Below are 24,542 nucleotides of genomic sequence, written 5' to 3' on the forward strand. Positions count from 1 at the left end.
CGAATCCGCCATCCGTACGGATGACAACGATTACTCTCCGGAGTATGGCCTGCGGGTTGTTTGCACTCAGAGTAGCCAGCGCTCTCCTGATGCTGCCGTCGGTGACAATGGCCGGAGCGCCCGGAGCTGCGGTGGCGAGGACTCCGGCCCAGACCCGAGCGGGTACGCCGTCTCGGCCCTGTCCGGCGCCGAGCCCGCCGGTGGCCCGGCCGACCCGGCCAGCGCCGCCACCGCTCGACCCGGCGAAGGCGGCGGTCGGCGGCCCGGCGCTGGCAACCGCCGGCCTGGTCACCCCGTCCGGCGCCGCCGAGCCACCCAAGGTCACCGCCACCTCGTGGCTGGTCGCCGACCTGGCCAGCGGCGCGGTGCTCGGCGGCTGCGGCCCGCACGAGTACGGCGTGCCGGCGAGCGTGCAGAAGCTGCTGCTGGTGGCGGCGGTACTGCCACACCTCGACCCGCAGCGGGTCGTCGAGGTGACCGAGTCGGACCTCGACTTCGAGCCGGGCAGCTCGGCGGTGGGTCTGGTACGCGGCGGCCGGTACACGGTCGAGACGCTCTGGCTCGGCCTGATGCTCAACTCCGGCAACGACGCGGCGAACGTGCTGGCCCGGCTCGGCGGCGGCGCCGCTGGCCAGGCCGGCGGGGTCGCGGCGATGAACGCCGAGGCGGCCCGGCTCGGTGCGCACCAGACGCATGCGGCCACACCCTCCGGGCTGGACGGACCCGGCCAGTACACCAGCGCCTACGACCTGGCGCTGATCGCCCGCGCCTGCTTCGGGCACCCCGACTTCCGCCGGTACGCCGCGACCAAGATGGCGCAGGTGCCGGCCCAGGCGGCGAACAACACCAAGGGGTACCCGATCTGGAACGACAACCAGCTCCTGCACCGTTATCCCGGGGCGCTGGGCGGCAAGACCGGCTACACCGACCTGGCCCGGCACAGCTTCGTCGGGGCGGCCGAGCGCAACGGTCGTACCCTGCTGGTCACCCTGCTCGGCGCGGAGTCGCAGCCGCTGCGCGGCTGGGAGCAGGGCGCGGCGCTGCTCGACTGGGGATTCGGGCTGCCCGCCGACGCGACCGTCGGCCAGCTCGTCGCACCGGGCCGGGCCGACTCCGGCAACCAGGTCTCGTCGCCGGCCGCCGGCGCCACCCAGGTGCGTCCCGACCGGGGCTTCCGCACCGACTGGCTGCTCGGCACGGTCGCCCCGGTGTTCCTGGTCGGCACCCTGCTCGTGCTCCTGGTCCGGCAGCGACGCCGGGCCGCCCGCCGACGGGACGGCCGCTGACGGGACGGCCGCTGACCCGGGGCCCGGCTAATGCGTCGGACGGACCGGGCCGACCTCGGAGACCTCCAGGACCCGGCCGGCCAGCTCGACGCCCGGCAGCTCCTCGTCCCGGTACGCCGCCCGGCGCGGATCGGCCAGATAGGACTGGTAGCCGTCCCGCCCGGCGAACGACAGCAGGTGCACCTCGGTCCGGCCGTCCCCGGTACGCAGTCGTTGCTCCAGCCGGCCGTCATGCTCGGCCAGCAGCGGCAGCACCCGCTCCTCGTAGCGGCCGAATGCGCTCAGGTGCTCCTCGGGGACGTCGAGCAGCACGACCACCCGGATCCGCGAGCGGGGCTCCGAGCCGTCCAACCGCTTGATGAAGTGCAGGTCGGAGTACCCGCCGGGAAAGCCCTCGCTGCGACCGACCTCGACGTAGCCGTGCCGGCGGTAGAACGGCGGCGCCTGGAACTCGAACGACGAGACGATCATCCGGTCGCAGCCGCGCCGCCGGGCCTCGTCCTCGGCGGCCCGCAGCAGCCGGCCGCCCCAGCCGTGCCGCCGCTGGTCCTCGCGGACCCAGAGCATGCTGATCCCGCCACAGCCGCCCCAGGTCCAGCCGGTCAGACCGCCGACCAGCTCACCCGCCTCGTCGGTCACCCGGACCGAGAGGTCGGCCTCGTCGTCAGCTCCGGTCGCCCGGTTGTTGAACACGGTCAACTCCGCGCTGAGCCGCTTGGACAACTCCGGGTCGTCCCCGCCGACCACGACCGCCAGCCGGGTACCAGGTTCCGTCGTCATCCGCGCAGTATGCGCAACGGCGATCGTCGGGCGCGTCCCATTTCCTTCCAGGCACCTTCGACCGGGATACGCTGCTGACCGTCGGAAACAAGCGACCGAGGAGGCGGGGATGGGCCGTTACGCCGCACTCCTGCGGGGCGTCAACCTCGGTTCACACAACCGGATCGGCATGGCCGACCTGCGCCGGATCGTCACCGACCTCGGCCACGACGACGTGAAGACCTACCTGCAGAGCGGCAACGTGGTCTTCGGGGCCGGGAACGGCGCCGGTCCGGAACGGCTGGCCGGTGACCTCCGGCGAGCCCTCGCCGACCAGTTGGCCATCGACGTGGCGGTAATGGTCCGCTCCGGCCCGGAGTTGGCGGAGCTGACCGGCGGCAACCCGTACGCGCCCGCCCAGCCGGACGAGGTCAAGCTGCTGGTGGCATTCCTGGCGGAGCCGCCGGAGGCCGACCGGGTGACCGAGCTGTCCGTGCCGGGCGGCGAGAGCGCCGAGTTCACCGTCGCCGGTACCGGCCGGGACCTCTACCTGCACTACCCGGACGGGTACGGCCGCAGCAGGTTCAGCAACGCCTACCTGGAGAAACGGCTCGGCGTCGCCTCGACCACCCGGAACTGGAAGACCGTCAGGGCCCTGGCCGAGCTGACCGCGACCGACTGAGTCGGGTCAGGTTGCCGTGACCCGGCAGGTACGCAGGTGCCCGGAGTTGACCGGCCGGCCGAACAAGCCGTGAGTCGGCCGGCCGGAGCATTCCGGGCTACAGCCCCAGGTCGCGGGCGATGATCATGCGCTGCACCTCGGAGGTGCCCTCGCCGATCTCCAGGATCTTCGAGTCGCGCCAGAACCGGGCCACGGCGAACTCGTTCATGAAGCCGTACCCGCCGTGGATCTGGGTCGCCTCCCGGGCGTTGTCCACCGCGCACTCGCTGGCGTGCAGCTTGGCGATCGCCGCGTGCCGCTTGAAGTCCTCGCCGGCCAGCATCCGGGCCGCCGCGTCGTAGTACGCCAGCCGGGAGGTGTGCGCCCGCCGCTCCATGTCAGCGATCTTGAACTGGATGGCCTGGAAGTTGGCGATCGGCCGGCCGAAGGCGTGCCGCTCCTTGGCGTACCGGATGGACTCGTCGACGCAGCCCTGGGCGAGGCCGACCGCCAGCGCCGCGATCGCGATCCGCCCCTCGTCGAGGATCCGCAGGAACTGGGCGAAGCCCCGGCCGCGCTGGCCGAGCAGGTTCTCCGCCGGCACCCGGCAGTCGTCGAAGGTCAGCTCGTGGGTGTCCGAGGCGCACCAGCCCACCTTGGAATAGCCCGGCGCGACGGTGAAGCCCGGCGTACCGGAGGGCACGATGATGGTGGAGAGTTCCTTGGAGCCGTCCGGGTTGGTGCCGGTGACGGCGGTGACCGTGACCAGGGTGGTGATCTCGGTACCCGAGTTGGTGATGAACGCCTTCGAGCCGTTGATCACCCACTCGTCGCCGTCCAGCACCGCCCGGGTCGCCGTGCCGCCCGCGTCGGAGCCGAAGCCCGGCTCGGTCAGCCCGAACCCGGCCAGCGCCTCGCCGGTGACCAGCTTCGGCAGCCAGCGGGCGCGCTGCTCGTCGGTGCCGAACCGGTAGATCGGCATCGCGCCGAGCGAGACCGCCGCCTCCAGCGTGATCGCCACGCTGGAGTCGACCCGGGCGATCTCTTCCAGGGCGAGGCAGAGCGCGAAGTAGTCGCCGCCCATCCCGCCGTGCTCCTCCGGGAACGGCAGGCCGAACAGCCCCATCTTGCCCATCTGCGCGACGATCTCGTACGGGAAGGTGTGCCGCTCGTAGTGGTCGGCGATGGCCGGCGCGACGACCTCGCGGGCGAAGGACCGCACGCTCGATCGCAGCGCCTCGTACTCCTCGCTGAGCCGGAAGTCCATGGGTTCCTCCATCGGGTCGGTCCGCCGGGAACGCTCGTGGCGCGACGGGCGGGGGTGCTGCGGGTGGCGGGCCGGGCGTTCCGATCTCCTCAACGGTCGGAGCGCCGGGCCGGTTCCTAGACGGGCGTGACGCCGTGCCGGCGCCGGGAGAAGGTGCGGTCCTTACCTCGGGCGGCGGCGAACCGCCGGATCAGCTCGGTTCGCAGGTCGGCCGGTTCGACGATCGCGTCCACGACCAGCTCGCTGGCCAGCCGGACGACGTCGATGTCCTGCTCGTAGGCGGTGCGCCGCTCCGCGACGAAGGCCGCCCGCTCGTCCGGGTCCCCGATCGCGGCGATCTTGTTGGCGTAGACCGCGTTCACCGCCGCCTCGGCGCCCATCACCGCGATCTTCGCGGTGGGCAGCGCGATCGTCGCGTCCGGCTCGAAGCCGGGGCCGGCCATGGCGTAGAGCCCGGCACCGTACGCCTTGCGGACCACCACGCAGATCTTCGGTACGGTCGCCTCGCTGATCGCCGTGATCATCTTGGCGCCGTGCCGGATGATGCCCTGCTTCTCCACCGCCGTGCCGACCATGAACCCGGGCACGTCGGAGAGGAAGAGCAGCGGCACGTTGAACGCGTCGCAGAGCTGGACGAACCGGGTCGCCTTGTCGGCGGAGTCGACGAATAGCACCCCGCCCTTGAACATCGAGTTGTTCGCCACCACGCCGACGACCTGGCCGTCGAGCCGGCCGAAGCCGACGGTCAGCTCCTTGGCCCAGAGCGCCTGGATCTCCAGGAAGGAGTCGGCGTCGAGCAGTCCCTTGACGTACCGGCGCATGTCGAACGCCTGCCGCTCGCTCGCCGGCACCAGCGCGGCCAGGTCGACCTTGTCCGGCGCGGCGACGGCGGGCGCGGCCGGCGGCGACTGCGTCCAGTTCGCCGGCAGGTAGGAGAGGTAGCGGCGGACCACGTCGAGGGCGTCCGCCTCGGTCTTGCAGAGGAAGTGCCCGACGCCGGACTCGGCGCAGTGCACCCGGGCCCCGCCCATCTCCTCCAGCGTGGTCTTCTCCCCGGTGACCATCTCGACCATCCGGTCGGAGCCGAGGTACATGCTGGCGTTGCCGTCCACCATCGCCACCACGTCACAGAACGCCGGGATGTAGGCCCCGCCGGCCGCGCTCGGCCCGAACAGCGCGCAGACCTGCGGAATCGAGCCGGAGGCACGGACCTGGTTCCAGAAGATCTTCCCGGCGCCGCGCCGGCCGGGGAAGAGGTCCACCTGGTCGGTGATCCGGGCACCGGCCGAGTCGACCAGATAGACCATCGGCTGGCCGTTGGCGTACGCCCGCTCGATGATCCGGATGATCTTCTCCACCGTACGGGCACCCCAGCTCCCGGCCTTGACCGTGGAGTCGTTGGCCATCAGGCAGACGGCCCGGCCGTCGATGCTGGCCTGGCCGGTGACCACGCCGTCGGCGGGTAGCCCGTCGGCGAGCGCGTTCGCGTAGAGCCCGTCCTCGACGAACGATCCCTCGTCAACCAGCAACGCGATCCGTTCCCGGGCGAAGAGCTTGCCCTTGGCCGCGTTGGCGGCGTGGTATTTCTCCGCCCCGCCGGCCCGGACCCGCTTGCCGAGTTGTTCCAGCGCCGCATCGTCGAGTGTCACGCCGACCCCCTCGCCGCACCGGGACCTGCGGTCCCGCGCCAACCGACCTGAACGATCGTTAGGCTACTGCATCCGAGCCGGTCCGGGCCACTCGACCACTGCCATAACGAACGACCACGTATCTGGACAGGATGGTGTAATTGACGTTTGTCTATACTAGGCTGCTGGCACCCCCTCCCGTCGACCACCGGATCGGAGAGCGAGCCATGACCTCACGGATCAGCCGGCTACTGGTCGCGTTCGTCGCGACCACGGGTGCCACCCTCGGCGTCACGCTGGCCAACCCCTCGCCCGCGTCCGCCGCCATGACCATCTGCTACAACACCAGCCAGGCGGGCAGTTTCGTCAGTGTCGCGAACCAGGCCGCCTCGATCTGGAACAACGCCACGTCGAACCTGACCCTCACCGCCAACTGCGGCTCGAACCTGCGGATCTACTCGATCACCGGCGGTGGCTCGTACGCCGTGCGGACCAGCCTCGGCAACGGCCGGGTCTACATCGACACCCAGCAGGCGCAGCAGTACAGCCCGTTGCGGATCATGAGCCACGAGATCGGGCACATCCTCGGGCTGCCGGACAACTACAACGGCAACTGCGCGCTGCTGATGTCGGGCGGCAGTGCCGGCACCGGTTGCACCAACCCGTACCCGAGCAGCGCGGAGGCCAGCCGGGTCACCCAGCTCTTCGCCGGTACCCGGGTCGGGCCGGAGCGCGCCGGCGACGTCGGCAGCCAGATCTTCCCGGACAGTTGGCCGGCGACGATGCTCGCCCCGATCGGCTGACCTGCCGGCGGAGAAACGGGCCTATGACGGAGGGGCCGGCGATTCGCCGGCCCCTCCCGAGGTGCCCGCATCGACGCCGTACACCGGGCCAAGAGGTGTAGCGGTCCCGGCGTCTCGTCCGGACCGCACGGCGGACGCGTCCGGACGAGACGTCGAATCAGTGCAGCCGGTACGCCTGGATCACGGTCTGCGCCACGGAGTTGCCGGCGGCGTCGATGGCGGTGGCCCGCAGGGAGGCATGCCCGGCGCCGGCCGGGGCCACTACTGAGGGCGCCCCCGAAACCTGGTCAGTCGAAGGTGACCGACTGGCCGGGCGGAATCCGGGCGTACTCCGTCTCGGCCTTCTGCGCGAACCAGCGGTCCACGATCGGCGCCCCGCGCTCGCTGACCACCGCGTCGTGGATCGAGTACGCCCGCCGGGGCTTGACCGCCCGGACGAAGTCGAGCGACTCGGCGACCTTCAGCCACGGCGCGCTGGTCGGCACCAGCAGCGTCGCCACCGGCAGGTCCGGTACGAAGAACGCGTCGCCGGGGTGGTAGAGCCCGCCACCCGTCGTGCCGACGTCGACCACGAAGCCGAGGTTCGGAATTCCCGGCAACCCCTGGTAGATCTCGGCGTGGTCCCGACCGACCGCCTGCACCCGGAACCCGCCCGCGTCGAACTCGTCGCCGGAGGCGACCGGCACCACCGCCGGACCGAGATCGGCCAGTTGCCCGGCCACGTCGGCGTGGGTGTAGATCCGCAGCGCCGGGTTGGTGGCCACCGCCGCACTGATCCGCTCGGTGTCCAGGTGGTCCGGGTGCTCGTGCGTGACCAGCACGTGGTCGACGGAGTCCAGCGCCTCGGCCTCGGTCCACATGCCCGGATCGATCACCAGCGACCGCCCGTCCGCCTCCAGGCGTACGCAGGCATGGGTGTACTTGATCAACCGCATTTGCCGAGCTTATCCCGGTTTGTCGGTGCTTGCCTCCGTTACGCCGCCAGTCTGCCGCGTGGCCCCCTCCCAGAGCACGCGGAGAAGGGGCCGCGGCAATTGCGGGAGGGGCCGGTGTCCAAGGTGGCTACCTGGTCAACCAGGGCATGGTCCGGTACGGGAAGGGACGGTCCGCGGTCGTCGGCGGGCGGACCGACTGTCGGGTGGCCCCCGGCTCGGCGGGTGGCTCGACAGCCGGGCAGCGCGCCCCGCCTGCCGGGAGCGTACGGTCGACGAGATACCGCTCGATGGCGTCATCGGTGCACTCGCTGCGGCCGTACGCGCCGTGTCCCCACCCCTCGTAGGTGAGCAGGACCCCGTCGCGACCAAGCTGCCGGGCCACCCCGAGCGCCTGGTTGTATCCGGTCACCGGGTCGTGCAGCGCGTTCGTGACCAGCAGCGGGGTGGCGCTGTCACGGATCCGGAGCGGGTGTTGCGGGTTGGCGATCCGGGCGGGCGAGCCGAGACAGGCCGCGGTCAGGGCGGCGGCGGCCGGCGAGTAGCGCATGTCCGGCGCGATCCGTTCCGCCCGGCGCAGGTGTCCGGCCCATTCCCGGTAGTCGCGCACGGGCAGGCTCCAGTCGTTGCAGAAGATCGCGACCTGCGGGTACTCGGCCTCCTCGGGCAGTTCCGGGCCCGGCTCCCACGGCTGCGTGTCCCCGGAATCGAGGTCGACGAGGAAGTCCGCCAGAAAGGACCACTCCGGCCCGTAGAAGGCGCGGAAGGCGAACCAGATCAGTATCTCCGCCCGCAGTGGAACGTCCGGAACGAAGGGGGACGGGATCTCACCCCGGTCGACCCGGTCGAGCAGCCGGTGCCAGAAGGCCCGAACATCCCGGCCGTGCAGCGGGCTGGCCGGCGTCCGGTCACTCCACCTCACGAACTCGTCGAAGGAGTCCTGGGCGCTGGCCGTCCCGGCGTCCAGGAAACCGGTCGTGCCGAGGCTGTGATCCAGATTGCTGTCCGAGACGATCGCGCGTACCCGGTCGGGGAAGAGTTCGGCGTACTGCTGGGCGTTCAACGAGCCGTAGGAGAGGCCGTAGTAGCTGAGTTGCCGGTCGCCGAGCACCGCCGGGACGTGATCCATGTCGCGGACCACGCTGAGCATGTCGGCATGGTCGACGATCGGGCCGCTGCGCGCCCGGCAGTCCGCCCGCAGCCGGGCGTTGAAGGCCAGCCGGGCGTCGAAGTCGGCCTGGCTGCGCATCACGAACGACGGCTCCCGATCGAGCAGGTCCTGGGAGCAACGGATCGGGGTGCTGAGACCGACGCCTCGCGGGTCGACGCCGACGATGTCGAAGCGGCTACGGATCTCCTCGCCGAACCGGTCCGCCCCGAAAATGGCCATCAACCTGCCGGAACCGCCGGGGCCGCCCGGGTTGATCTGCATCGAGCCGATCCGGCGGCGCGGATCGGTGGCCGGGCGCCGGGCCAACGCCAGTTCGATCGTCGGTCCCTTCGGACGCGACCAGTCGAGGGGCACCCTGAGCGTGCCGCACTGGGCGGTCTCGTCCTCCGGACACGGCGACCAGTCGATCGTGCCGGGCCGATCGGTGGATGGGGTTGCCGCCGCGACGTCCGCGACGACGACGGGCGACCCGAGTGTGGTGACGACCAGTGCGGTGCTGAGCAGGAAGCTTGCGGTCCGCACGAATCCTCCATCCGTCGCGGTGACCGACGCGGCCTGACCGTCCGCGTCTCCGCGAGGCCCCCTCGACGAGGTGAACGACATGACTCATGCAAATCTAGCAATGCGCCTCGGATGTGGGGGGATGCCTCGGTGCGGAGGTTTCGCCACCCGTCCGGTCGCCGTGTCGACCCGCCCGGCTCAGACCAGCCGGGTACGCGGGCCGGCCCGGAGCACCCCGGACGGCAACTCCCGGCCGACGAGCTGTTCGGCGTAGGCCGCCGCCTCCAGCAGTGCGTCCAGGTCGACCCCGGTCTCGATGCCCATGTCGTGCAGCATGTGCACCACCTCCTCGGTGGCCACGTTCCCGCTCGCCCCCGGCGCGTACGGGCAGCCGCCGAGCCCGCCGACGCTGGCGTCGTACTCGGTGACGCCGAGTTCGAGCGCGGTCAGCAGGTTCGCCAGCGCCGTACCCCGGGTGTTGTGGAAGTGCAGCAGCACCGGGATGTCGGGCTGCCGGTTCCGGACCGCGGTGACCAGTTCCCGGACCCGGCGCGGGGTCGCCATCCCGGTGGTGTCACCGAAGGCGACCCGGTCCGCCCCGTCGGCCACCACCCGGTCGACGATGCCGGCCACCCGGGCCGGGTCGACGTCCCCCTCGTACGGGCAGCCGAAGCTGGTCGCCACGATCACCTCGGCGGTCGCCCCCGCCTCGTGCAACAGCGAGATCAGCCCGGCGATGTCGTCCAGCGACTCGGCGGTGGAGCGGTTGACGTTGCGCCGGTTGTGGGTGTCGCTGGCCGAGACCACCACCTCGATCTCGGTGAAGCCGGCGGCCAGGGCCCGCTGGGCGCCCTTCGAGTTCGGCACCAGCGCCGAATAGCGCACCTGCGGTGCCCTCGTCGCCCGCGCCCACACCTCGTCGGCGTCGGCCATCTGCGCGATCGCCTTCGGGTGCACGAAGGAGACCGCCTCGATCCGGCGTACGCCGGTGCTGCCGAGCAGGTCCAGCAGGCGTATCTTGCCGTCGGTCGGGACCGGGTCCTCGTTCTGCAGGCCGTCGCGCGGTCCGACCTCCCGGATCGAGACCGCGCCCGGCAGGTCGCTCGTCATGCCGCCACCTCGTTCCACCCACTCACCACGTCGCCCGCATCCGGCCGCGCACTTCTCCGCGTCCCATCCGGCCAGTCACTTCTTCGCCCGCATCCGGCCGACGATGCCGGTGTCGTAGTCACCGCCGAGGAACTCGGCGTTGTCGAACAGCTCGGCGAAGAACGGCAGGTTGCACTTCGGTCCGGCGATCTCGAACCCGGCCACCGCCGTACGGGCCCGGTCGATCGCCTCGGCCCGGTCGGCGCCGTACACGATCAGCTTCGCCATCAGCGAGTCGTAGAACGGCGTGACGGTGGTGCCGAGGGCGTATCCGGAGTCGACCCGGACCCCCTCGCCGGTCGGCTCCGTCCACGCGGTCACCGCGCCCGGGCCCGGCATGAACCGCAACGGATCCTCGGCGTTGACCCGCAGCTCGATGGCGTGCCCGCGCGGGGCGAGCGCGTCCGGGTCGAAGTTCGGGGCCAGCCCGGCGGCCACCCGGAGCTGCTCGGAGACCAGGTCGACGCCGTAGACCAGCTCGGTCACCGGGTGCTCGACCTGGAGCCGGGTGTTCATCTCCAGGAAGAAGAACTCTTCGGAGTCGGTGCCATCGCCTTGGGAGTCCCGCTGGCGCGGGACCAGCAGGCACTCCACGGTGCCGGCGTTGCGGTAGCCGACCGCCTCGCCGGCCCGGACCGCCGCCGCCAGCAGCCGCTCCCGCAGCGCGGGGTCGACGGCCGGGGACGGCGACTCCTCGACCAGCTTCTGGTTGCGCCGCTGCACCGAGCACTCCCGCTCACCGAGCGCCACCACCCGGCCGTCGGCCAGGCCGAGGATCTGCACCTCGACGTGCCGCACCCGGGGGAAGTACCGCTCGATCAGCACCGAGCCGTCCCCGAACATCCGCTCGGCGAAGGCGCGCACCCTGTCGTACTCGGTGCGCAGGCTGGCCTCGTCGGCGGCGGCCGCCATGCCCATCCCACCGCCTCCGGCGGCGGCCTTGACCATGACCGGGAAGCCGATCTCCTCGGCGGCGGCGATCGCGGCCTCGACCGTGCCGGCCGGGTCGGTGCTGCCGGGTGCCACCGGCACGCCCGCGGCGGCCATCAGGTTACGAGCATTGATCTTGTCACCCATCGCGGTGATCGCGTCGGCGCCGGGCCCGACCCAGATCAGGCCGTTCGCCTCGACGGTACGGGCGAAGTCCGCGTTCTCCGACAGGAAGCCGTACCCGGGGTGGATCGCCTGCGCACCGGTCGACTTGGCGGCGGCGAGGATCACCTCGGCGTTCCGGTAGCTCTGCGCCGGGTTCGGCGGGCCGACACAGACCGCCTCGTCGGCCTCGCGGACGAACGGCAGGTCGGCATCTGCCTCGGAGTAGACCGCGACAGTCCGTACGCCGAGTCGCCGGGCGGTCCGGATGATCCGGCGGGCAATCTCGCCACGGTTCGCGACGAGCAGGGACTCGATCATGATCGTGTTCTACCTCTCCGTACTCGAAGCGGCCGCACCTCGTTGTACGGCCGTCCGCGGCCCGGCTCGGTGAACCTCTTCAACCTCCCCGTGCGGTCCGGCGGACCGCAGGGCGGACGCGGTGCCCGAGCGCCACGCGGCTCAGGTCGAGAAAGGTTCAGTCATCCGGGTCGGCGAGCAGCGCAGCCAGGGTAGCGGCTCGGAGCAGCGCCGCCCGGCGCTGGCGGTCCACCTCGCCGCCGAGGAAGGGCGTGGAGTTCATCAGGCCGAACGCGGCATGGGCGAGCACCCGCGCCTCGCCTGCCGACAGTTTCGGGTGCAGCGCGGTCAGCACCCCCACCCACTCCTCGACGTAGAGCCGCTGGAGTCGCCGGATCTGCCGGCGGGGCTCCTCCGGCAGCCGGTCCAGCTCGTGCAGGTGCAGCGCGATGACCGCCGGGTTGGCCAGGGCGAACTCGACATGGAAGTCGATCAGGGATTCGAGGGCTGCCCGGAAGTTCTCCGGATGCTCCGCGACCCGCTGCCGGCCGCCGGCCAGCAGCCCGTCACTCACCGGCATCAGCGCGGCGATGAGCATCGCCTCCTTGCCGGCGAAGTGGTGGTAAAGCGCCGGGCCGGTGACCCCGGCGGCCGACCCGATGTCGTCCATCGAGACTCCGTGATAGCCGCGGGCCGCGAAGAGGCCGACCGCAATCTCCAGAATCTCCTCGCGCCGGGACCGCCGTCGCCGCACGCCGCTGGCGGGCGCGCCGGCCTCCGTCGCCATCACCTGCTCCTCCACCGTCACCCGACCAGCCTAGTCAGCTGTCAATCGCTGGCTCTCTGTCGAGTGTCGGCCGCCACTGGGCGGACGCCTCCGTCCGACCCGCGCCCGGGCCGGTGCCCGATCCGGCGGGCGGGATCGAGCCGGCTACTCGCCGTCGGGGTCGAGGTCGTAGCTGGCACGCAGGGCGTCGGCCTCCGCCGTACGGCCGAGCGCGGCGAGCGCGACGGTGAGCAGCCAGGCCGTCCGGCGTACCGGCTCGGAGTGCGCGGGCAGGCTGTTCAGGGTGGTCCGGAGCAGCGGTTCGGCCTCGGCCGGCCGGTCCAGCCGGAGCAACACCTCCCCGGTCAGCAGGTCCAGCAGGAGCGCCTCGCCGAAGGCCTGGATCGACCGCAGCGTGTCGGCGGCGCCGTCCAGCCGGGCCAGCGCCTCGTCGGGCCGGTCCGCGCCGAGCAGCGCCCGGGCCGCGACGTCGGCCAGCATCGCCCGCTCCCAGTGCACCGCCGGCTCGACCTCGGCGTCGTCGGAATCCGACGTACCGGATCCTGAGCCCGCCGGTGCCGAGTGCGCGGGACCGCCCGGCAGGGCCGCCGCCACCCGGTCGGCCACCTCCAGCGCGGCCAGCGCCGCCGCCGGGTCGCCGGCCCAGTGCTGGGCGGCCACCTCCCGACGCCGTACCCGCAACTCGTCGAGGGGCAGCCCGGCGAGCTGGAACGCGGTCGCGGCGGCACCGAACCGCTGCGCGGCGAGATTGTCCCGGTCCTGGGCGTAGAGCAGCTCGCCGGCCTCCTCCAGCACCCCGGCCCGGGCGGGCAGGTTGTCCGGGCCGTCGAGGTTGTCGGCGAGTTCGTCCAGCAGCGCCAGGGCGGGGCCGTCCTCGCCGAGCGACCGGTAGACGGTGGCGAGCAGGTGCCGGCACTGGTCCGCGTCGGCCTGCCGGCCGAGCCGGTCCAGCTCGCCGACCGCCTCCTCCGCCGCCTCGGCCGCCTCCACCGCCCGGTCGGCCCGCCGGTAGGCGTCGGCCAGCTCCCAGCGCAGGTAGGCGGCGCCGTCCACGATGCCGCGCTCGACGCAGAGCGCGACCGCCTCCACCAGGTCGTCGACCGCCTCGCCCGGTCGGCCGGCGGCGACCAGCGCCCGGGCCCGCCCGGTCCGGGCCGGCAGCGCCAGCCTGCCGGTGGCGAGCCGCACCGCCTCGTCGAACGCCGAGACCGCCTGCTCCGGGTCGTCGAGCGAGTTGGCGTAGCCGAGGCTGGCGACCGCCCGGTGTTCGGGCAGGCCGAGTTCGTCGTAGAGGTCCCGGGCCCGCAGCGCCGCCTCGCCGACCTCGGCACCCCGGTCCAGCAACTCCAGGACCCGGACCCTGGTCAGCGCGATCCGTGCCACCAGATAGCGGTCGTCGGAACCGGCCGCCTCGGTCGACGCCCGGTCCACCGCCGCCAGCGCCTCGGCACCCCGACCCCGCTCGGCGGAGGCGATCGCCAACCGGTCCTGCGCGGCGGCCCGATGCCAGGCGTCACCGTGCGCCATCAGGTAGTCGGCGGACTCCTGGACCAGCGGCATCCCCTCGTCCGGCTCACCAGACATCACCAGCAGTACGCCCAGCCGGCCGGCCACCACCTGGGCGCGGAGCGGATCCGGCACCTGCCGGTGCAGCGCCAGCGCCTCCCGGTTCGCCGCCACCGCTCCCGCCACGTCGCCGGCCACCTGCCGCTCGACCGCCCGGAACTCGGCCCGACGGGCGGCGACCGACTGCCCCTGCGCCTGCGACTGCCCGGCGAACCGTTCGTCGAAGACCGCCAGTACCGCGAAGAGGTCGTCGTCGCGCTCGGTACGCCAGGCCGCCTCGGCCAGGTCGAGCAACTGCTCCGGGCCGGCGTCCGGCGGTACGTCGAGCCGGACGGCTGGACGGGCCGACCCTGCGGAGGCTTCACCGGGCTCGGCGGCCGGAGCCGACCTGGCCGATCCGGCCGGAGCCGCCGTGGTGTTGCCGATCCCACCGGTGCCGTCGTCGCCGGACACGGCACCGGCCGGGCCGGTCGACGCGCCACCGCCCTCACCGGCCGGGCCGGTCGACGCGCCGCCGCCCTCAGCGGTCGAGCTGCCGGTCGACGCGCCGCCGCCCTCGGCGGTGGAGGTGCTGCCGGCGGAACTGCCGGCGGGCCGGCGGGCCGGGGCAGGCGCGGCGATGGGGGACGCGCTGGCGGGGGCCGGGCGGCGGCGGGCGGTCGGCGACAGCGGCAGGTACTCGCCGACCGGCTGCCCGCCGAGCAGTTCGGCGACGATCGCCGACTGCGCCCCGGTGCCGTTCCGGGCGTCGAACCGGGCGGCCAGGTCACGGGCCGTCCCGGTCAGCTCGGCGGCGAGCACCGTCACCGGCACCTCGGCCGCCGGGCGGTCCAGGTGGCCACGGCGCTGCACCGGCAGCTCCCCGTGGCCGTCGGCGGCCAGCCGGTGCAGCAGCAGCGCCCCGCTGGCGGCGAAGGCCATCGCGTCGGCCGGCGAGGGTGCCTCGTCCAGCCAGCCCAGATGCCGTTCCAGCAGCTCCAGCCCGCGCGCCTCGTTGCCGGTCAGCGCGCAGAAGGTCAGATGCTCACCGACCAGCGACATGTTCGCGATGTTCGTCCGGTGCCGGCGGTACGCCCGCAGGTGCGCGTCCCGCGCCTGCTCCCGCCGGCCGGTGTGCAGGTACGGCAGCATCAGCGCGGTGAGTACGCACTGCGGCTGCTCGACACAGCCCAGCCGGCCCGCCAGCACCGGCTCGGCCATTGCCACCGCCTCCTCGTGCCGGCCGAGCGAGGCGAGGTATTCGATCTGGTCCGTCGGGTCGCAGCCGGCACAGTCGGAGAGGTCGTCCCGGGGCGCGGTGGTCCACCGGCGGTACCACTGCGCGGCCTCCGCCGCCGCGCCGACGTGCACCGCCACCTGGTGCCGGTATTTGTAGACCATCTGGAGGCTGTGGCCGCCGTCGCGGTAGCGCCGTTCCATGTCGTCGAGTACCGCCATGGTGCGGTCCAGCGGCACCTCGGGAAACTCGAGCAGGCCGCTGACCATGTGCTTGAAGTACCAGAGCAGGGTGTGCAGGTGCCGCTGGTGGTGGGGCCTCGGGTTGCGGTCGAACTCGGCCAGGCACCAGGAGAAGGTGACGAACGACTTGGCCGGCTCGCCGCCGTAGTAGTAGGCGGCGGTGGCCAGCATCCGGGCCGCGAAGGCGAGCTGCTCGTCACCGGTGGCGTCCACCTGCCGGAGGAGCTGTTCGGCGGCGGCGACCTGACCGCTGCCGTACGGCATCTCGCCGACCCGGTCGATCGTCCGCCAGAGGTCGTCGGTGTCCCGGCCCATCGTCACTCCTGTCCTGGTACGGCCCGGCCGAGCAGGCCGAGGAACGAGCTGTTCAGCAGGGCGGCGTCGGCGGGGCGGATCGGGTGGTAGCCGAGCAGCAGCGCCTGGCCGTACAGGGCTTCGACGGCGAGCCCGACCAGCGCCGGATCGCCGAGCGCGCTGACCCGGCGGACCAGCGGGTTGCGGTGATTGAGCACCAACTGCGGGCGCTCGGCCGGTCCGGAGGCGGCGAGCGCGTCGAGTACCCCGGCCCAGGTCTCGTCGGCCCGCTCCCGGGTCGACCGGAGTTGCTCCTCGAAGGCCGCCGACCGGCTCACCAGATAGAGCGCCGGCAGCGACGCCGGGGCGTACGAGCGGAGCACCACCTCGACACCGAGCCGGTCCAGGGCACGCTGCGCGGCAACGACGAACGGCCGCAGCGCCAGTTCCGCCGCCGGGTCGAGGGCGTCGAAGCGGGTGGTCAGGTCGTTCGGCTCCAGCCGTTCGACCAGCACCGACCGGTCCACCGTCGGCAACCGCTCGATGATCTCGGTGTCGTACGTGTAACCGGCGTTGACCACCGCCAGGTCCTGCGCCGCCGCCACCCCGGCGAGCTGGCGGAACTCGTCGATGCTGGCCGCGTAGCGGATGAGGCCGTGCCGCTCGCGGAACTCCGCCAAGGTGGTCTGCCCGGTGTTGGTTTCCATCGGCCACCAGCGCTCGACCAGCCGCAGCATCTCGTCGTCGTGCAGGGCCAGCGCCTTCACCCCGAGGTGGTGCACCTGGAGGAACTCGGCGAGCCGGCGCGGCGCACCACCGGCCAGCCGGACCAGCCAGCCCCGGAGCTGGTCGCCGAGCGCCTCCCGGGTCGCCTCCAGCAGGCTGTCCTCGTAGAGCGCCTCGCGGCTGGCGGTCGGGCGCAGCTCGGTGGAGTCGACCACGCAGCGGGCGAAGAACGCCCAGTCCGGCAGCAGCCCCTCGGCGCCCTCGGTGAGCAGCATCCGCTTCAGATAGACCCGGTGACCGGCCCGGGCCGCCGGGTTGACCGCGGTGGGCAGCACGAAAGCCGCACCGGTCAGCCCCGCCTCCGGCACCGACAGCGGTACGACGTCGAACGGGGTGAAGCCGAGTACCTCGCGGGCGTACCCGACGAGGTTGTCCCGGCGGGCGGACGGCGAGGTGCCGGCGGAGGCCGACCACGGCGGCGGCCCGGTGGTGGTCTCGACGTCGCCGACCAGCACCCGGACCGGCAGCAGCGACCCGAACAGCCGGGCCAGCTCGGTCACGGTCGGCCGGGTCAGCCACTGCTCGGCGTCGCGGCGTGGGACCAGCGTGACGGTGGTGCCCGGCTCGGCGCGCTGCGCGTCGGCGGCAGCCGGCTCGACCCGGTAGCGGCCGTCGGCGTAACCGGTCCAGAGCACGGTGGGCTCGTCGCCGTGCCGGGTGCGGACCCGGACCTCGTCGGCGACCAGGAAGCAGGAGAGCAGGCCGATGCCGAACTGGCCGAGGAACTCGTGGCGGGCGAAGCCCAGCTCGTCCCGCTTCGAGCTGCGGCCGATGGTGGCGAGCAGCTCGTGCACCTGCGACTCGGTCAGGCCGATGCCGGTGTCGTACACCCGCAGCGTGCCGTCGCCGGTCAGCTCCGGCGGCTCGATCCGGATCACGGCCGGGGCGCCGGGGTCGGTGGCCCGCCGAGCGGTGATCGCGTCCACCGCGTTCTGCAACAGCTCCCGGACGTAGACCCGAGGACTTCCGTAGAGATGGTGACTGAGCAGGTCGACCACGCCACGGAGGTCGACCTGGAAGGTCCGGTCCACGATCGCTTCACTCACTCCTGTCCGGTGACGGCGCTCACGGTACCGGCCCGAGGTGACACGTCGCGTCCTGCTTTTCCGCCGACTTTCCCCGCAAACGGCGGGCGGGTGGCTTGACACTCGACCCGATCGAGACCGCAGGCTCGGCCCGGTCAGGAGGGCAGGTTGCGGAGCCGGTCACGGACGTACGGCGGTCACGGACGTACGGCGGTCACGGACGTACGGCGGTCACGGACGTACGGCGGTCACGGACGTACGGCGGTCACGGACGTACGGCGGTCACGGACGTACGGCGGTCACGGACGTACGGCGGTCACGGACGTACGGCGGTCACGGACGTACGGCGGTCACGGACGTACGGCGGTCACGGACGTACGGCGGTCACGGGCGCGGTTCCGGCAGGTCGACGGAAGGCGGTCACCCCCGATGCCCGACACGGCGGCGGTGAGGAAGGCGGCTGGGCACTTCGTCGGCGCTGTCCGAGCTGGCGGCTTCCGAGCACTGTGGACGGCGGCGGTGGTGTCCCGGCTCGGCGACGCGCTGCGTACCCCGGCTCTGGCACTGCTCGCCGCGTCGGTGACCCGGGATCCGCGCGCCATCGCGGCCGTGGTGGTCGCCGGGCAGCTCCCGCCGCTGCTGTTCGGCCTGCTCGGTGGCGTCTACGCCGACCGTCGGGACCGGCGCCGGACCATGGCCACAGTGGACGGGGTGCGTGCCGTCCTGGTCGCCGGCTTCGCTCTGCTGGTCATAACCGGCGAGGTCGGAATCGTCGCGCTCGTCGGCTGTGCCTTCCTGCTCGCCAGCCTCGGCGTACTCTTCGACGCCGCCGCGTTCGCCGTACTGCCCGGGATCGTGCCCGCCGAGCGGCTGGCGGTGGCCAACGGCCGGCTCCAGGCGGGTACCGCCGTCGCCGGTGGATTCGTCGGCGCACCGCTGGCCGGGGTGCTCTTCGCCGTCTCGGCGGCCCTGCCGTTCGCCGTCGACGCGCTGACGTTCGCGGTCGCCGCCCTGCTGGCCCTGACCCTGCGACCGACCTCGCTCCCGACAGCCCCGGGCGGGCCGCCACCGGTCGGGCCGGCACGTCAGGTCGTCGCCGTATCCACCGCCACGTCGCCGTCGGCTCGACAGCCAGGCGTCGGTGACCTGCGGCGCCCCGCCGGTCCAGGTGCTGTCCGGCGGGCGGCCGGGGACGGGCTGCGGTGGATCTGGCAGGACGCCACGCTGCGCCGGATCACCGCACTGACGATGGTCACCAACCTGGCCACCAGCGGCCTGATCGCGATCATCGTGCTCTACGCGTTGGAGGTGCTGGCGGTGCCCGCCGCCGGCTACGGCCTGTTCATGTCGGCGGCGGTGCTCGGCGCGCTGGCCGGTGGACTCTGCGCGGGGCGGGTCGCCGCTCGGCTCGGCGTCCTGCCAGGGCTGCGTTGGGTACTGGTCGCCGAGACGCTGGCGGTCGCCACCCTGGCGGTGGCCCGGCATCCGGTGCCGGGTGCCGTCGCACTCACCGCCTTCTCCGCCGGCACCGCGATCTGGAACGCGCTCTGGTCGGCGTACGGGCAGCGGAACGTCCCCGCCGAACTACTCGGCCGGGTCGGCAGCGCCCAGCGTACGGTCGGCCTGCTTGCCGCCCCGGTCGGTGCGATCGGTGCCGGAGTGCTCGGCGCCACCGCCGGCCTGCCCTCGGTGCCGTACGCCGCCACCGGAATCTTCGCCCTGGTCACGATGGCTTCCTGGCACTCCCTCCGACCCCGCGAACGGGCCATCGTCAGCGCGTAGCGTTCGGCTCGCTGTAGCCGGCCGAACACTACGTCCTGACATGATGCACGGGTGCGGACGTCGGTGGGAGTGGTGCGGGGTGTGGTGGCGGGGATCGTGCCCTGCGACGAGGTGGAGGCGGGCCACCGGTCGGAGACACTGCACTGGTTGCGGAGCACCGACGACGTGTTCCGGCGGCTGAAGCCGGCAACCCCGCCCCGGCACCTGGTGTCGTACGTGGTGCCGGTCGATCCGGCCGACGGTGCTGTGCTGCTGGTCGACCACGTCAACGCCGGCTTGTGGCTACCGCCGGGCGGGCACGTCGACCCGGACGAGCACCCCGCCGAGACGGCTCGCCGGGAGGCGTACGAGGAGTTGGGCGTACCGGTCGAGGGCGGTCTCGTCGGGGAGGAGCCGGTGTTCGTCACCGTGACCCGTACCGTCGGGATCGACGCCGGGCACACCGACGTGAGCCTGTGGTTCCTGCTCCGGCTGGACCGGACGCGACCGCTCACACTGGACAGTGGCGAGTTCCGGTCGGCCCGCTGGTGGTCGCCGGCAGAGGTACGCGACGTCGACCCGACCCGCTTCGATCCGCACTTCACCCGCTTCTGCTCGAAGCTCCAGCAGATGCGCTGCTGAGGCGGGTACGGCGCTGGCAGTCAGCGCGCCCGGACCTGCCCGACGAACGAACGCCACGCGGATGCGCTGAAGAGCAGCGCAGGACCCGTCGGATCCTTGCTGTCCCGCACCCCGACCACCCCCGGCAGGTTGTCCGCCACCTCCACGTACGCGCCATTGGCGCCATTGCTGCGACTGCTCCTGCGCCAGACTGCTGCTGCCGTCAGCTCCATCGCTCCGCCACTTCTGATATCAGCTTGGTGGACTGGTGGTGCGGCAGCGCGAACTCGCCGCCCGGATCGTCCACTGGCTCCCCCGCTCCCGCCCACGCTGACGACGAGCGGGACCACCAAGATTCTTGGCGAATTGTGGCGCGCCGCTAACCACAGTTCGCCAAGAATCTTGCAACCCTTCGGGCGTGGCCGCACCGGTGGCGGTGGAACCGGCGGGGGATGTCAGGGCTCTACCCGGCATGACGACGACGAGGCGTGACGTGTTGCGGCTGACCGGCGCGCTGCTGGCCGGTACCGCCGGGATCGGTGCGGTCGCGGCCAGCGCCGGCTGCCAGTTCCGGTCCGGAGGCCGGGCCGACGAGGCGGCCGCCCGCCGCAAGCTGGCTCCGGGTGAGGCGCTCGTGGTGGAGTTGGCCGACGGCAAGCTGGCGGTGGTCGACGCGGCGACCGGGCGGATGCTGGTCCAGCCCGCCCCGGCGGTGGTCAGCGGCGACGGCCGCCGGCTGGTCCGGGTCGAGCGCCCGGACGGGGGTACCCGGGTGACCAGTCACCGGCTGCCGGACGGTGCGGCGGTCAGCGCCGGTACCCTGACCGGCGCACTCGCCGTCCGCACCACCTCGGCGGAGGGCGACCTGGTGGCGCTTGCCGACGACGCCGGGCCGGGGCACTCGCCCTACCGGCCGGGGCCACGGGAGCGGACCACGATCGTGGTCGCCGACGGCGCCGGCCAGCGCCGTCGGCTGGAACTGCCCGGCAACCTCGAACCGGAGGCGTTCGACGCGTCCCGCCAGGCGCTCTTCGTCCTCGACTACCTGCCGCCGACCGCACCGGACCGCTACCGGGTCCGGGTCGTCGACATCGCGTCCGGGCGGGTGGAGCCGCTGCTGACCCGGGTCAAGGCGGTGGTGCCGGAGGGTGCCGAGGAGGAGATGCGCGGCGAGGGGCGGCAGGCGGTGTACGACCGGCAACGCAACCGGCTCTTCACGCTCTACACCCACCAGCCGGACCACGTGCACACCCGGGACCGGATCGCCGCTGCCAGGGACCCGCACGGCGCCGGAGCGCGCGACGACGCCCCGCACGTGCACGCCTTCGTGCACACCCTCGACCTCACCGAACGCTGGGCGTTCTGCGTCGACCTGCCGGCACCGTTCGGCGAGCGTGCGGCGACCGGGCACACGATCGCGCTGAGCCGGGACGGCAGCCGGCTCTACGTGGCGGACACCGGTACCGGCGCGCTCGCCACGATCGACCCGGCAGGGTTGACCGTGATGGACACTGTCCGGTTCGACGCGCTGGCCGGCACCGCCGGGCCGGGTAGCGCCGCACCCGCCGCCGCGAGCTTCGACGGTGCCGGGACCCTGCTGGTCGGGGCCGGCCGCGAGGTGGTCGGGATGGCGGCCAACACGGGCGGGGACCCGGCGCCGCGCTGGTCCACCCCTGCCGAGGTACGCGGTCTCGCCGGCCCACCCGACGGCTCCCGGCTGTACGTCGGCCAGCCCGACGCCGTACTCCGGGTCGACGCCGGCACCGGGGCGGTACGGCAACGTATCGACGTACCCGGGTTGGTGGCCCTGCGTCAGGTGGTCGCCCCGGGCTGACCGCCGGCCGTACCCGCCCCGGGCCGACGGCCGGCCGTGGTCGCCCCGGGCCGACCGCCGGACGCGGTGCGGGCGGCGGCCCTACGCTGTCTGATTGTGAGTCGTCTTGCCTGGCGCGGCGGGGCCCGCCGGCCGGCCGACCGGGTGAACCCCGTGGAGATCTTCTTCGACCTGGTCTTCGTCTTCACCCTGACCCAGCTCACCCGGATCCTGGAGGCGGACCTCTCCCTGCCCAGCCTCGGCCGGGTACTGCTGCTCTTCGGGATCATGTGGTGGATGGTCACCGGCTACGTCTGGCTACCCAACAGCGTGCCGCCCCGCCGGCCGGTCCAGAAGCTACTGCTGTTCGCCGGGATGGCGGGCTTCCTCGTCGCCGCGGTCGGGGTGCCGGAGGCGTTCGGCCGCACCGGCCTGGTCTTCGGCGTGGGATACCTGGTGGTGATCTGCGTCCACCTGCTGCTCTTCACCCAGGCGGGGATCGGCGTCGCCCTGCTCTGGTTGGCGGTCTACAACATCGGTTCCGCCCTGCTGGTCGTCCTCGGCGGGCTCGCCGACGGAGCGGCCCGGTACGAGCTGTGGCTGGCGGCCTTCGCGTTCCAGTCGGTCGTCCCCTACCTGGTACCCCGGCTCTCCTGGGTCAGCGTCATCGCCTCGTTCCACATCGCCGCGCGGCACTTCGTGGAGCGGCACGGCCTGCTGCTGATCGTCGCGCTCGGCGAGTCGGTGGTGGCGATCGGCGTCAGCGTGGACGTCGCACACCTCACCGCGGGCACCGTCGCCGTGACGGTCGCGGCGCTGGCCCTGCCCTGCGCGCTCTGGTGGACGTACTTCACCGACACCGGGACGGCGGAGGCGGCGCTGGAGCGGGCCGAGCACGGGCCGCGGGCCCGGTTGGCGCTCCGGATCGGCTTCACGCACATCCCGCTGCTGCTCGGCATCGTCGTCGCGGCCGCCGGGATCCACTCCGTGGTGGCGCACCCCGGCGAACCGGCGTCGGTGCACGCGGCCCTGGCCCTGGCCGGCGGGGTGGCCCTCTATCTGGCCGGAATCGCCGTGGCCCGGCAGTCCCTGCACGTCCCACTCTGGTGGAGCCGCTGGGTGGGCGCCGGCGTCGTACTCGGCACCGTGCCGCTCGGCACCGTCGTGAGTGCCTGGCTGCAACTGGTCGCGGTGATCGCGGTGATCGTCGCGATGCTCGCCCTGACCGGACACCGGAACAGGACGAGCACCGAAGGGGTTGGAGCGGTCTAGGACTGCGGGGTGAGGCCGCCCGGCTGGTCGCCCTTGACCACGGGTGCCCGGACCAGGTTGCCCCACTCGGTCCACGAGCCGTCGTAGTTGCGCACCCGGGGGTAGCCGAGCAGGTGCCGCAGCACGAACCAGGTGTGGCTGGACCGCTCGCCGATCCGGCAGTACGCGATCACGTCGTCGTCCGGTGACAACCCGAGCTGGTCGGCGTAGATCGCCCGCAGCTCGTCGGGGCCCTTGAAGGTGCCGTCGTCGTTCGCCGCCGACTTCCACGGCTTGCTCAGCGCGCCCGGGATGTGGCCGCCGCGTAGCGCGCCCTCCTGCGGGTACTCCGGCATGTGGGTCAGCTCCCCGGTGTACTCCTTCGGGGAGCGGACGTCGACCAGCGGCCGGGCCGCCGCAATGTGCGCCAGCACCTGGTCCCGGTACGCCCGGACCGGCGCGTCGTCCCGCTGCGGCGTCGGATAGTCGGCCGGCGGCCGCGCGGTCTTCTCCCGGGTCAGCTCCCGCCCCTCGGCGACCCACTTCTGCCGGCCGCCGTCGAGCAGCCGTACGTCGGGGTGCCCGAAGAGCGTGAAGACCCAGAGCGCGTACGCCGCCCACCAGTTGAAGTTGTCGCCGTAGAAGACGATCGTGTCGTCCCGGCCGATCCCCTTGGCCGCGCAGAGCCGGGCGAACGCCTCGGCGTCCAGGTAGTCCCGGGTCACCTGGTCGTTCAGTTCCAGGTGCCAGTCGACCTTGACCGCGCCGGGGATGTGCCCGGTCTCGTAGAGCAGCACGTCCTCGTCCGACTCGATCACCATCAGGCCCTGCTGGCCCAGGTGTTCGGCCAGCCACTCCGTGGTGACCAGGCGCTGCGGGTCGGCGTAGCCCTGAAGGCTCGGGGCGGGATCGCTCGGGATCGGCATGATCTCCACGGTACGCCGGGCGCCTGCTGGAGGAGGCCGGCTCTCCTCGGTTAGCGTCGTCACATGACGGAGCCGGCCCGGACAGGCGTACGACACGAGGGTCGGACCTTCCGACGCGACGACTGGTACGGCGACGAGTTCGTCGAACACGAGTACGTCGACTGCGAGTTCTTCGACGTCGACCTGACCGAGGCGACCCTGGAACGGGTCAGCTTCACCAACTGCGTCTTCGGCAACGTACGGTTCAACGCCTCCCGGCACACCGACTCGGCGTACCTGCGCTGCACCTTCACCCGGTGCAACTTCTTCGAGGCCGAGTTCGCCGGCTGCAAGCTGGTCGGCAGCACGTTCGCCGACTCGGCGGTCCGGCCGCTCACGGTGCTCGGCGGAGACTGGTCGTTCGTCAGCCTCTCCGGTGCCGACCTGCGCGGCGTCACGATCCAGGGGGTACGGATGCGCGAGGCCGACCTGACCGGTGCGAACTGCACCGACGCCATCCTGACCACCGTCGACCTCTCCGGTGCGCAACTGCGCGGCGCCCGGTTCGTCCGGGCCGACCTACGCGGCAGCGATCTCAGCACGCTCGACCCGACCACCGTCGAACGCTCCGGTGCCATCGTCGACCCCGGTCAGACGATCGTGCTCGCCCAGGCGCTCGGCTTCCAGGTCGGCTGAGGGCCGGGCCCAGCCCGCGCCGGTACGGCA

General features: G+C 72.6%; 20 protein-coding genes. 8 read left to right on the top strand and 12 right to left on the bottom strand.

Translation table 11 applies throughout. The annotated features are described in order from the left end of the window. Positions 1-44: 44 nt before the first annotated feature. Positions 45-1,286, top strand: a complete 1,242-nt coding sequence (locus ACQEVC_RS08580) for a D-alanyl-D-alanine carboxypeptidase family protein (RefSeq protein WP_432874876.1) — start codon at positions 45-47, stop codon at positions 1,284-1,286. Between the two features lie 27 nt (positions 1,287-1,313). Here the strand turns inward: ACQEVC_RS08580 and ACQEVC_RS08585 are convergent, their stop codons facing one another. Then, a complete protein-coding gene (locus ACQEVC_RS08585) occupies positions 1,314-2,066 on the bottom strand; it encodes a GNAT family N-acetyltransferase (RefSeq protein WP_432874879.1) in 753 nt (250 codons plus the stop codon). A 109-nt stretch (positions 2,067-2,175) separates the two neighbouring features. Between ACQEVC_RS08585 and ACQEVC_RS08590 the strand changes: the two genes are divergently transcribed. Further along, positions 2,176-2,727, top strand: a complete 552-nt coding sequence (locus tag ACQEVC_RS08590; RefSeq protein ID WP_432874882.1) for a DUF1697 domain-containing protein — start codon at positions 2,176-2,178, stop codon at positions 2,725-2,727. Between the two features lie 97 nt (positions 2,728-2,824). Here the strand turns inward: ACQEVC_RS08590 and ACQEVC_RS08595 are convergent, their stop codons facing one another. Together ACQEVC_RS08595 and ACQEVC_RS08600 are read right to left on the bottom strand one after the other, a co-directional pair. After that, positions 2,825-3,973, bottom strand: coding sequence for an acyl-CoA dehydrogenase family protein (locus ACQEVC_RS08595; protein WP_432874884.1), 1,149 nt, complete (start codon positions 3,971-3,973; stop codon positions 2,825-2,827). 116 nt (positions 3,974-4,089) lie between these two features. After that, positions 4,090-5,622 carry an acyl-CoA carboxylase subunit beta gene (locus ACQEVC_RS08600; protein WP_432874886.1) on the bottom strand — a complete coding sequence of 511 codons (1,533 nt, stop codon included), beginning with the start codon at positions 5,620-5,622 and terminating at the stop codon, positions 4,090-4,092. A 206-nt stretch (positions 5,623-5,828) separates the two neighbouring features. On the opposite strand from ACQEVC_RS08600, the gene ACQEVC_RS08605 reads away from it, so the two are divergent. After that, positions 5,829-6,404 carry a snapalysin family zinc-dependent metalloprotease gene (locus ACQEVC_RS08605; protein WP_432874889.1) on the top strand — a complete coding sequence of 192 codons (576 nt, stop codon included), beginning with the start codon at positions 5,829-5,831 and terminating at the stop codon, positions 6,402-6,404. Between the two features lie 287 nt (positions 6,405-6,691). Here the strand turns inward: ACQEVC_RS08605 and ACQEVC_RS08610 are convergent, their stop codons facing one another. The 7 genes from ACQEVC_RS08610 to ACQEVC_RS08640 all read right to left on the bottom strand — a co-directional run bounded on the left by ACQEVC_RS08610 (position 6,692) and on the right by ACQEVC_RS08640 (position 17,471). Then, positions 6,692-7,339: an MBL fold metallo-hydrolase gene (locus tag ACQEVC_RS08610; RefSeq protein WP_432874891.1), complete on the bottom strand. Its 648-nt coding sequence runs from the start codon at positions 7,337-7,339 to the stop codon at positions 6,692-6,694. A gap of 127 nt (positions 7,340-7,466) precedes the next feature. Continuing rightward, positions 7,467-9,029 carry an alpha/beta fold hydrolase gene (locus ACQEVC_RS08615; RefSeq protein ID WP_432874894.1) on the bottom strand — a complete coding sequence of 521 codons (1,563 nt, stop codon included), beginning with the start codon at positions 9,027-9,029 and terminating at the stop codon, positions 7,467-7,469. A gap of 177 nt (positions 9,030-9,206) precedes the next feature. Beyond that, positions 9,207-10,106, bottom strand: a complete 900-nt coding sequence (locus tag ACQEVC_RS08620) for a hydroxymethylglutaryl-CoA lyase (RefSeq protein ID WP_432891174.1) — start codon at positions 10,104-10,106, stop codon at positions 9,207-9,209. Between the two features lie 87 nt (positions 10,107-10,193). After that, complete coding sequence (locus ACQEVC_RS08625; protein WP_432874896.1) at positions 10,194-11,570, bottom strand: acetyl-CoA carboxylase biotin carboxylase subunit; 1,377 nt, start codon at positions 11,568-11,570, stop codon at positions 10,194-10,196. A 157-nt stretch (positions 11,571-11,727) separates the two neighbouring features. After that, complete coding sequence (locus ACQEVC_RS08630) at positions 11,728-12,336, bottom strand: TetR/AcrR family transcriptional regulator (protein ID WP_432891177.1); 609 nt, start codon at positions 12,334-12,336, stop codon at positions 11,728-11,730. 144 nt (positions 12,337-12,480) lie between these two features. After that, the gene (locus ACQEVC_RS08635) at positions 12,481-15,675 is read right to left on the bottom strand and encodes a hypothetical protein (RefSeq protein WP_432874899.1); all 3,195 of its coding nucleotides are present in this window, start codon (positions 15,673-15,675) and stop codon (positions 12,481-12,483) included. Positions 15,676-15,677: 2 nt separating this feature from the next. Then, a complete protein-coding gene (locus ACQEVC_RS08640; RefSeq protein WP_432891179.1) occupies positions 15,678-17,471 on the bottom strand; it encodes an HSP90 family protein in 1,794 nt (597 codons plus the stop codon). Positions 17,472-17,894: 423 nt separating this feature from the next. Between ACQEVC_RS08640 and ACQEVC_RS08645 the strand changes: the two genes are divergently transcribed. Beyond that, positions 17,895-19,247 carry an MFS transporter gene (locus ACQEVC_RS08645; RefSeq protein WP_432874901.1) on the top strand — a complete coding sequence of 451 codons (1,353 nt, stop codon included), beginning with the start codon at positions 17,895-17,897 and terminating at the stop codon, positions 19,245-19,247. A 51-nt stretch (positions 19,248-19,298) separates the two neighbouring features. Beyond that, positions 19,299-19,868, top strand: a complete 570-nt coding sequence (locus ACQEVC_RS08650) for an NUDIX hydrolase (RefSeq protein ID WP_432874904.1) — start codon at positions 19,299-19,301, stop codon at positions 19,866-19,868. Positions 19,869-19,888: 20 nt separating this feature from the next. On the opposite strand, the gene ACQEVC_RS08655 is transcribed toward ACQEVC_RS08650, so the two are convergent. Next, complete coding sequence (locus ACQEVC_RS08655; RefSeq protein WP_432874907.1) at positions 19,889-20,080, bottom strand: DUF397 domain-containing protein; 192 nt, start codon at positions 20,078-20,080, stop codon at positions 19,889-19,891. A 239-nt stretch (positions 20,081-20,319) separates the two neighbouring features. Here ACQEVC_RS08655 and ACQEVC_RS08660 point away from each other — a divergent pair, with 239 nt between their 5' ends. Together ACQEVC_RS08660 and ACQEVC_RS08665 are read left to right on the top strand one after the other, a co-directional pair. Next, the gene (locus ACQEVC_RS08660) at positions 20,320-21,681 is read left to right on the top strand and encodes a YncE family protein (RefSeq protein ID WP_432874910.1); all 1,362 of its coding nucleotides are present in this window, start codon (positions 20,320-20,322) and stop codon (positions 21,679-21,681) included. 96 nt (positions 21,682-21,777) lie between these two features. After that, positions 21,778-22,932 carry a low temperature requirement protein A gene (locus tag ACQEVC_RS08665; protein WP_432874913.1) on the top strand — a complete coding sequence of 385 codons (1,155 nt, stop codon included), beginning with the start codon at positions 21,778-21,780 and terminating at the stop codon, positions 22,930-22,932. Here ACQEVC_RS08665 and ACQEVC_RS08670 read toward each other — a convergent pair. Then, a complete protein-coding gene (locus tag ACQEVC_RS08670; RefSeq protein WP_432874916.1) occupies positions 22,929-23,837 on the bottom strand; it encodes a sulfurtransferase in 909 nt (302 codons plus the stop codon). The two genes, ACQEVC_RS08665 and ACQEVC_RS08670, sit on opposite strands and share 4 nt — an antisense overlap. A 63-nt stretch (positions 23,838-23,900) precedes the next feature. Between ACQEVC_RS08670 and ACQEVC_RS08675 the strand changes: the two genes are divergently transcribed. Beyond that, entirely contained in the window at positions 23,901-24,512 is a 612-nt protein-coding gene (locus tag ACQEVC_RS08675; RefSeq protein ID WP_432874919.1) for a pentapeptide repeat-containing protein, read from the top strand. Positions 24,513-24,542: the final 30 nt, after the last annotated feature.

It is taken from the genome of Plantactinospora sp. CA-294935 (genome assembly GCF_050936445.1).
GTDB lineage: Bacteria > Actinomycetota > Actinomycetes > Mycobacteriales > Micromonosporaceae > Plantactinospora.

Excerpts from the sequence above, each read along its gene's own strand:
- ACQEVC_RS08630 (WP_432891177.1), bottom strand. The coding sequence starts at position 12,336 with ATGGCGACGGAGGCCGGCGCGCCCGCCAGCGGCGTGCGGCGACGGCGG.
- ACQEVC_RS08655 (WP_432874907.1), bottom strand. The coding sequence starts at position 20,080 with ATGGAGCTGACGGCAGCAGCAGTCTGGCGCAGGAGCAGTCGCAGCAAT.
- ACQEVC_RS08675 (WP_432874919.1), top strand. The coding sequence starts at position 23,901 with ATGACGGAGCCGGCCCGGACAGGCGTACGACACGAGGGTCGGACCTTC.
- ACQEVC_RS08580 (WP_432874876.1), top strand. The coding sequence starts at position 45 with ATGGCCTGCGGGTTGTTTGCACTCAGAGTAGCCAGCGCTCTCCTGATG.
- ACQEVC_RS08595 (WP_432874884.1), bottom strand. The coding sequence starts at position 3,973 with ATGGACTTCCGGCTCAGCGAGGAGTACGAGGCGCTGCGATCGAGCGTG.
- ACQEVC_RS08660 (WP_432874910.1), top strand. The coding sequence starts at position 20,320 with ATGACGACGACGAGGCGTGACGTGTTGCGGCTGACCGGCGCGCTGCTG.
- ACQEVC_RS08605 (WP_432874889.1), top strand. The coding sequence starts at position 5,829 with ATGACCTCACGGATCAGCCGGCTACTGGTCGCGTTCGTCGCGACCACG.
- ACQEVC_RS08610 (WP_432874891.1), bottom strand. The coding sequence starts at position 7,339 with ATGCGGTTGATCAAGTACACCCATGCCTGCGTACGCCTGGAGGCGGAC.
- ACQEVC_RS08590 (WP_432874882.1), top strand. The coding sequence starts at position 2,176 with ATGGGCCGTTACGCCGCACTCCTGCGGGGCGTCAACCTCGGTTCACAC.
- ACQEVC_RS08625 (WP_432874896.1), bottom strand. The coding sequence starts at position 11,570 with ATGATCGAGTCCCTGCTCGTCGCGAACCGTGGCGAGATTGCCCGCCGG.
- ACQEVC_RS08585 (WP_432874879.1), bottom strand. The coding sequence starts at position 2,066 with ATGACGACGGAACCTGGTACCCGGCTGGCGGTCGTGGTCGGCGGGGAC.
- ACQEVC_RS08670 (WP_432874916.1), bottom strand. The coding sequence starts at position 23,837 with ATGCCGATCCCGAGCGATCCCGCCCCGAGCCTTCAGGGCTACGCCGAC.
- ACQEVC_RS08645 (WP_432874901.1), top strand. The coding sequence starts at position 17,895 with ATGCCCGACACGGCGGCGGTGAGGAAGGCGGCTGGGCACTTCGTCGGC.
- ACQEVC_RS08635 (WP_432874899.1), bottom strand. The coding sequence starts at position 15,675 with ATGGGCCGGGACACCGACGACCTCTGGCGGACGATCGACCGGGTCGGC.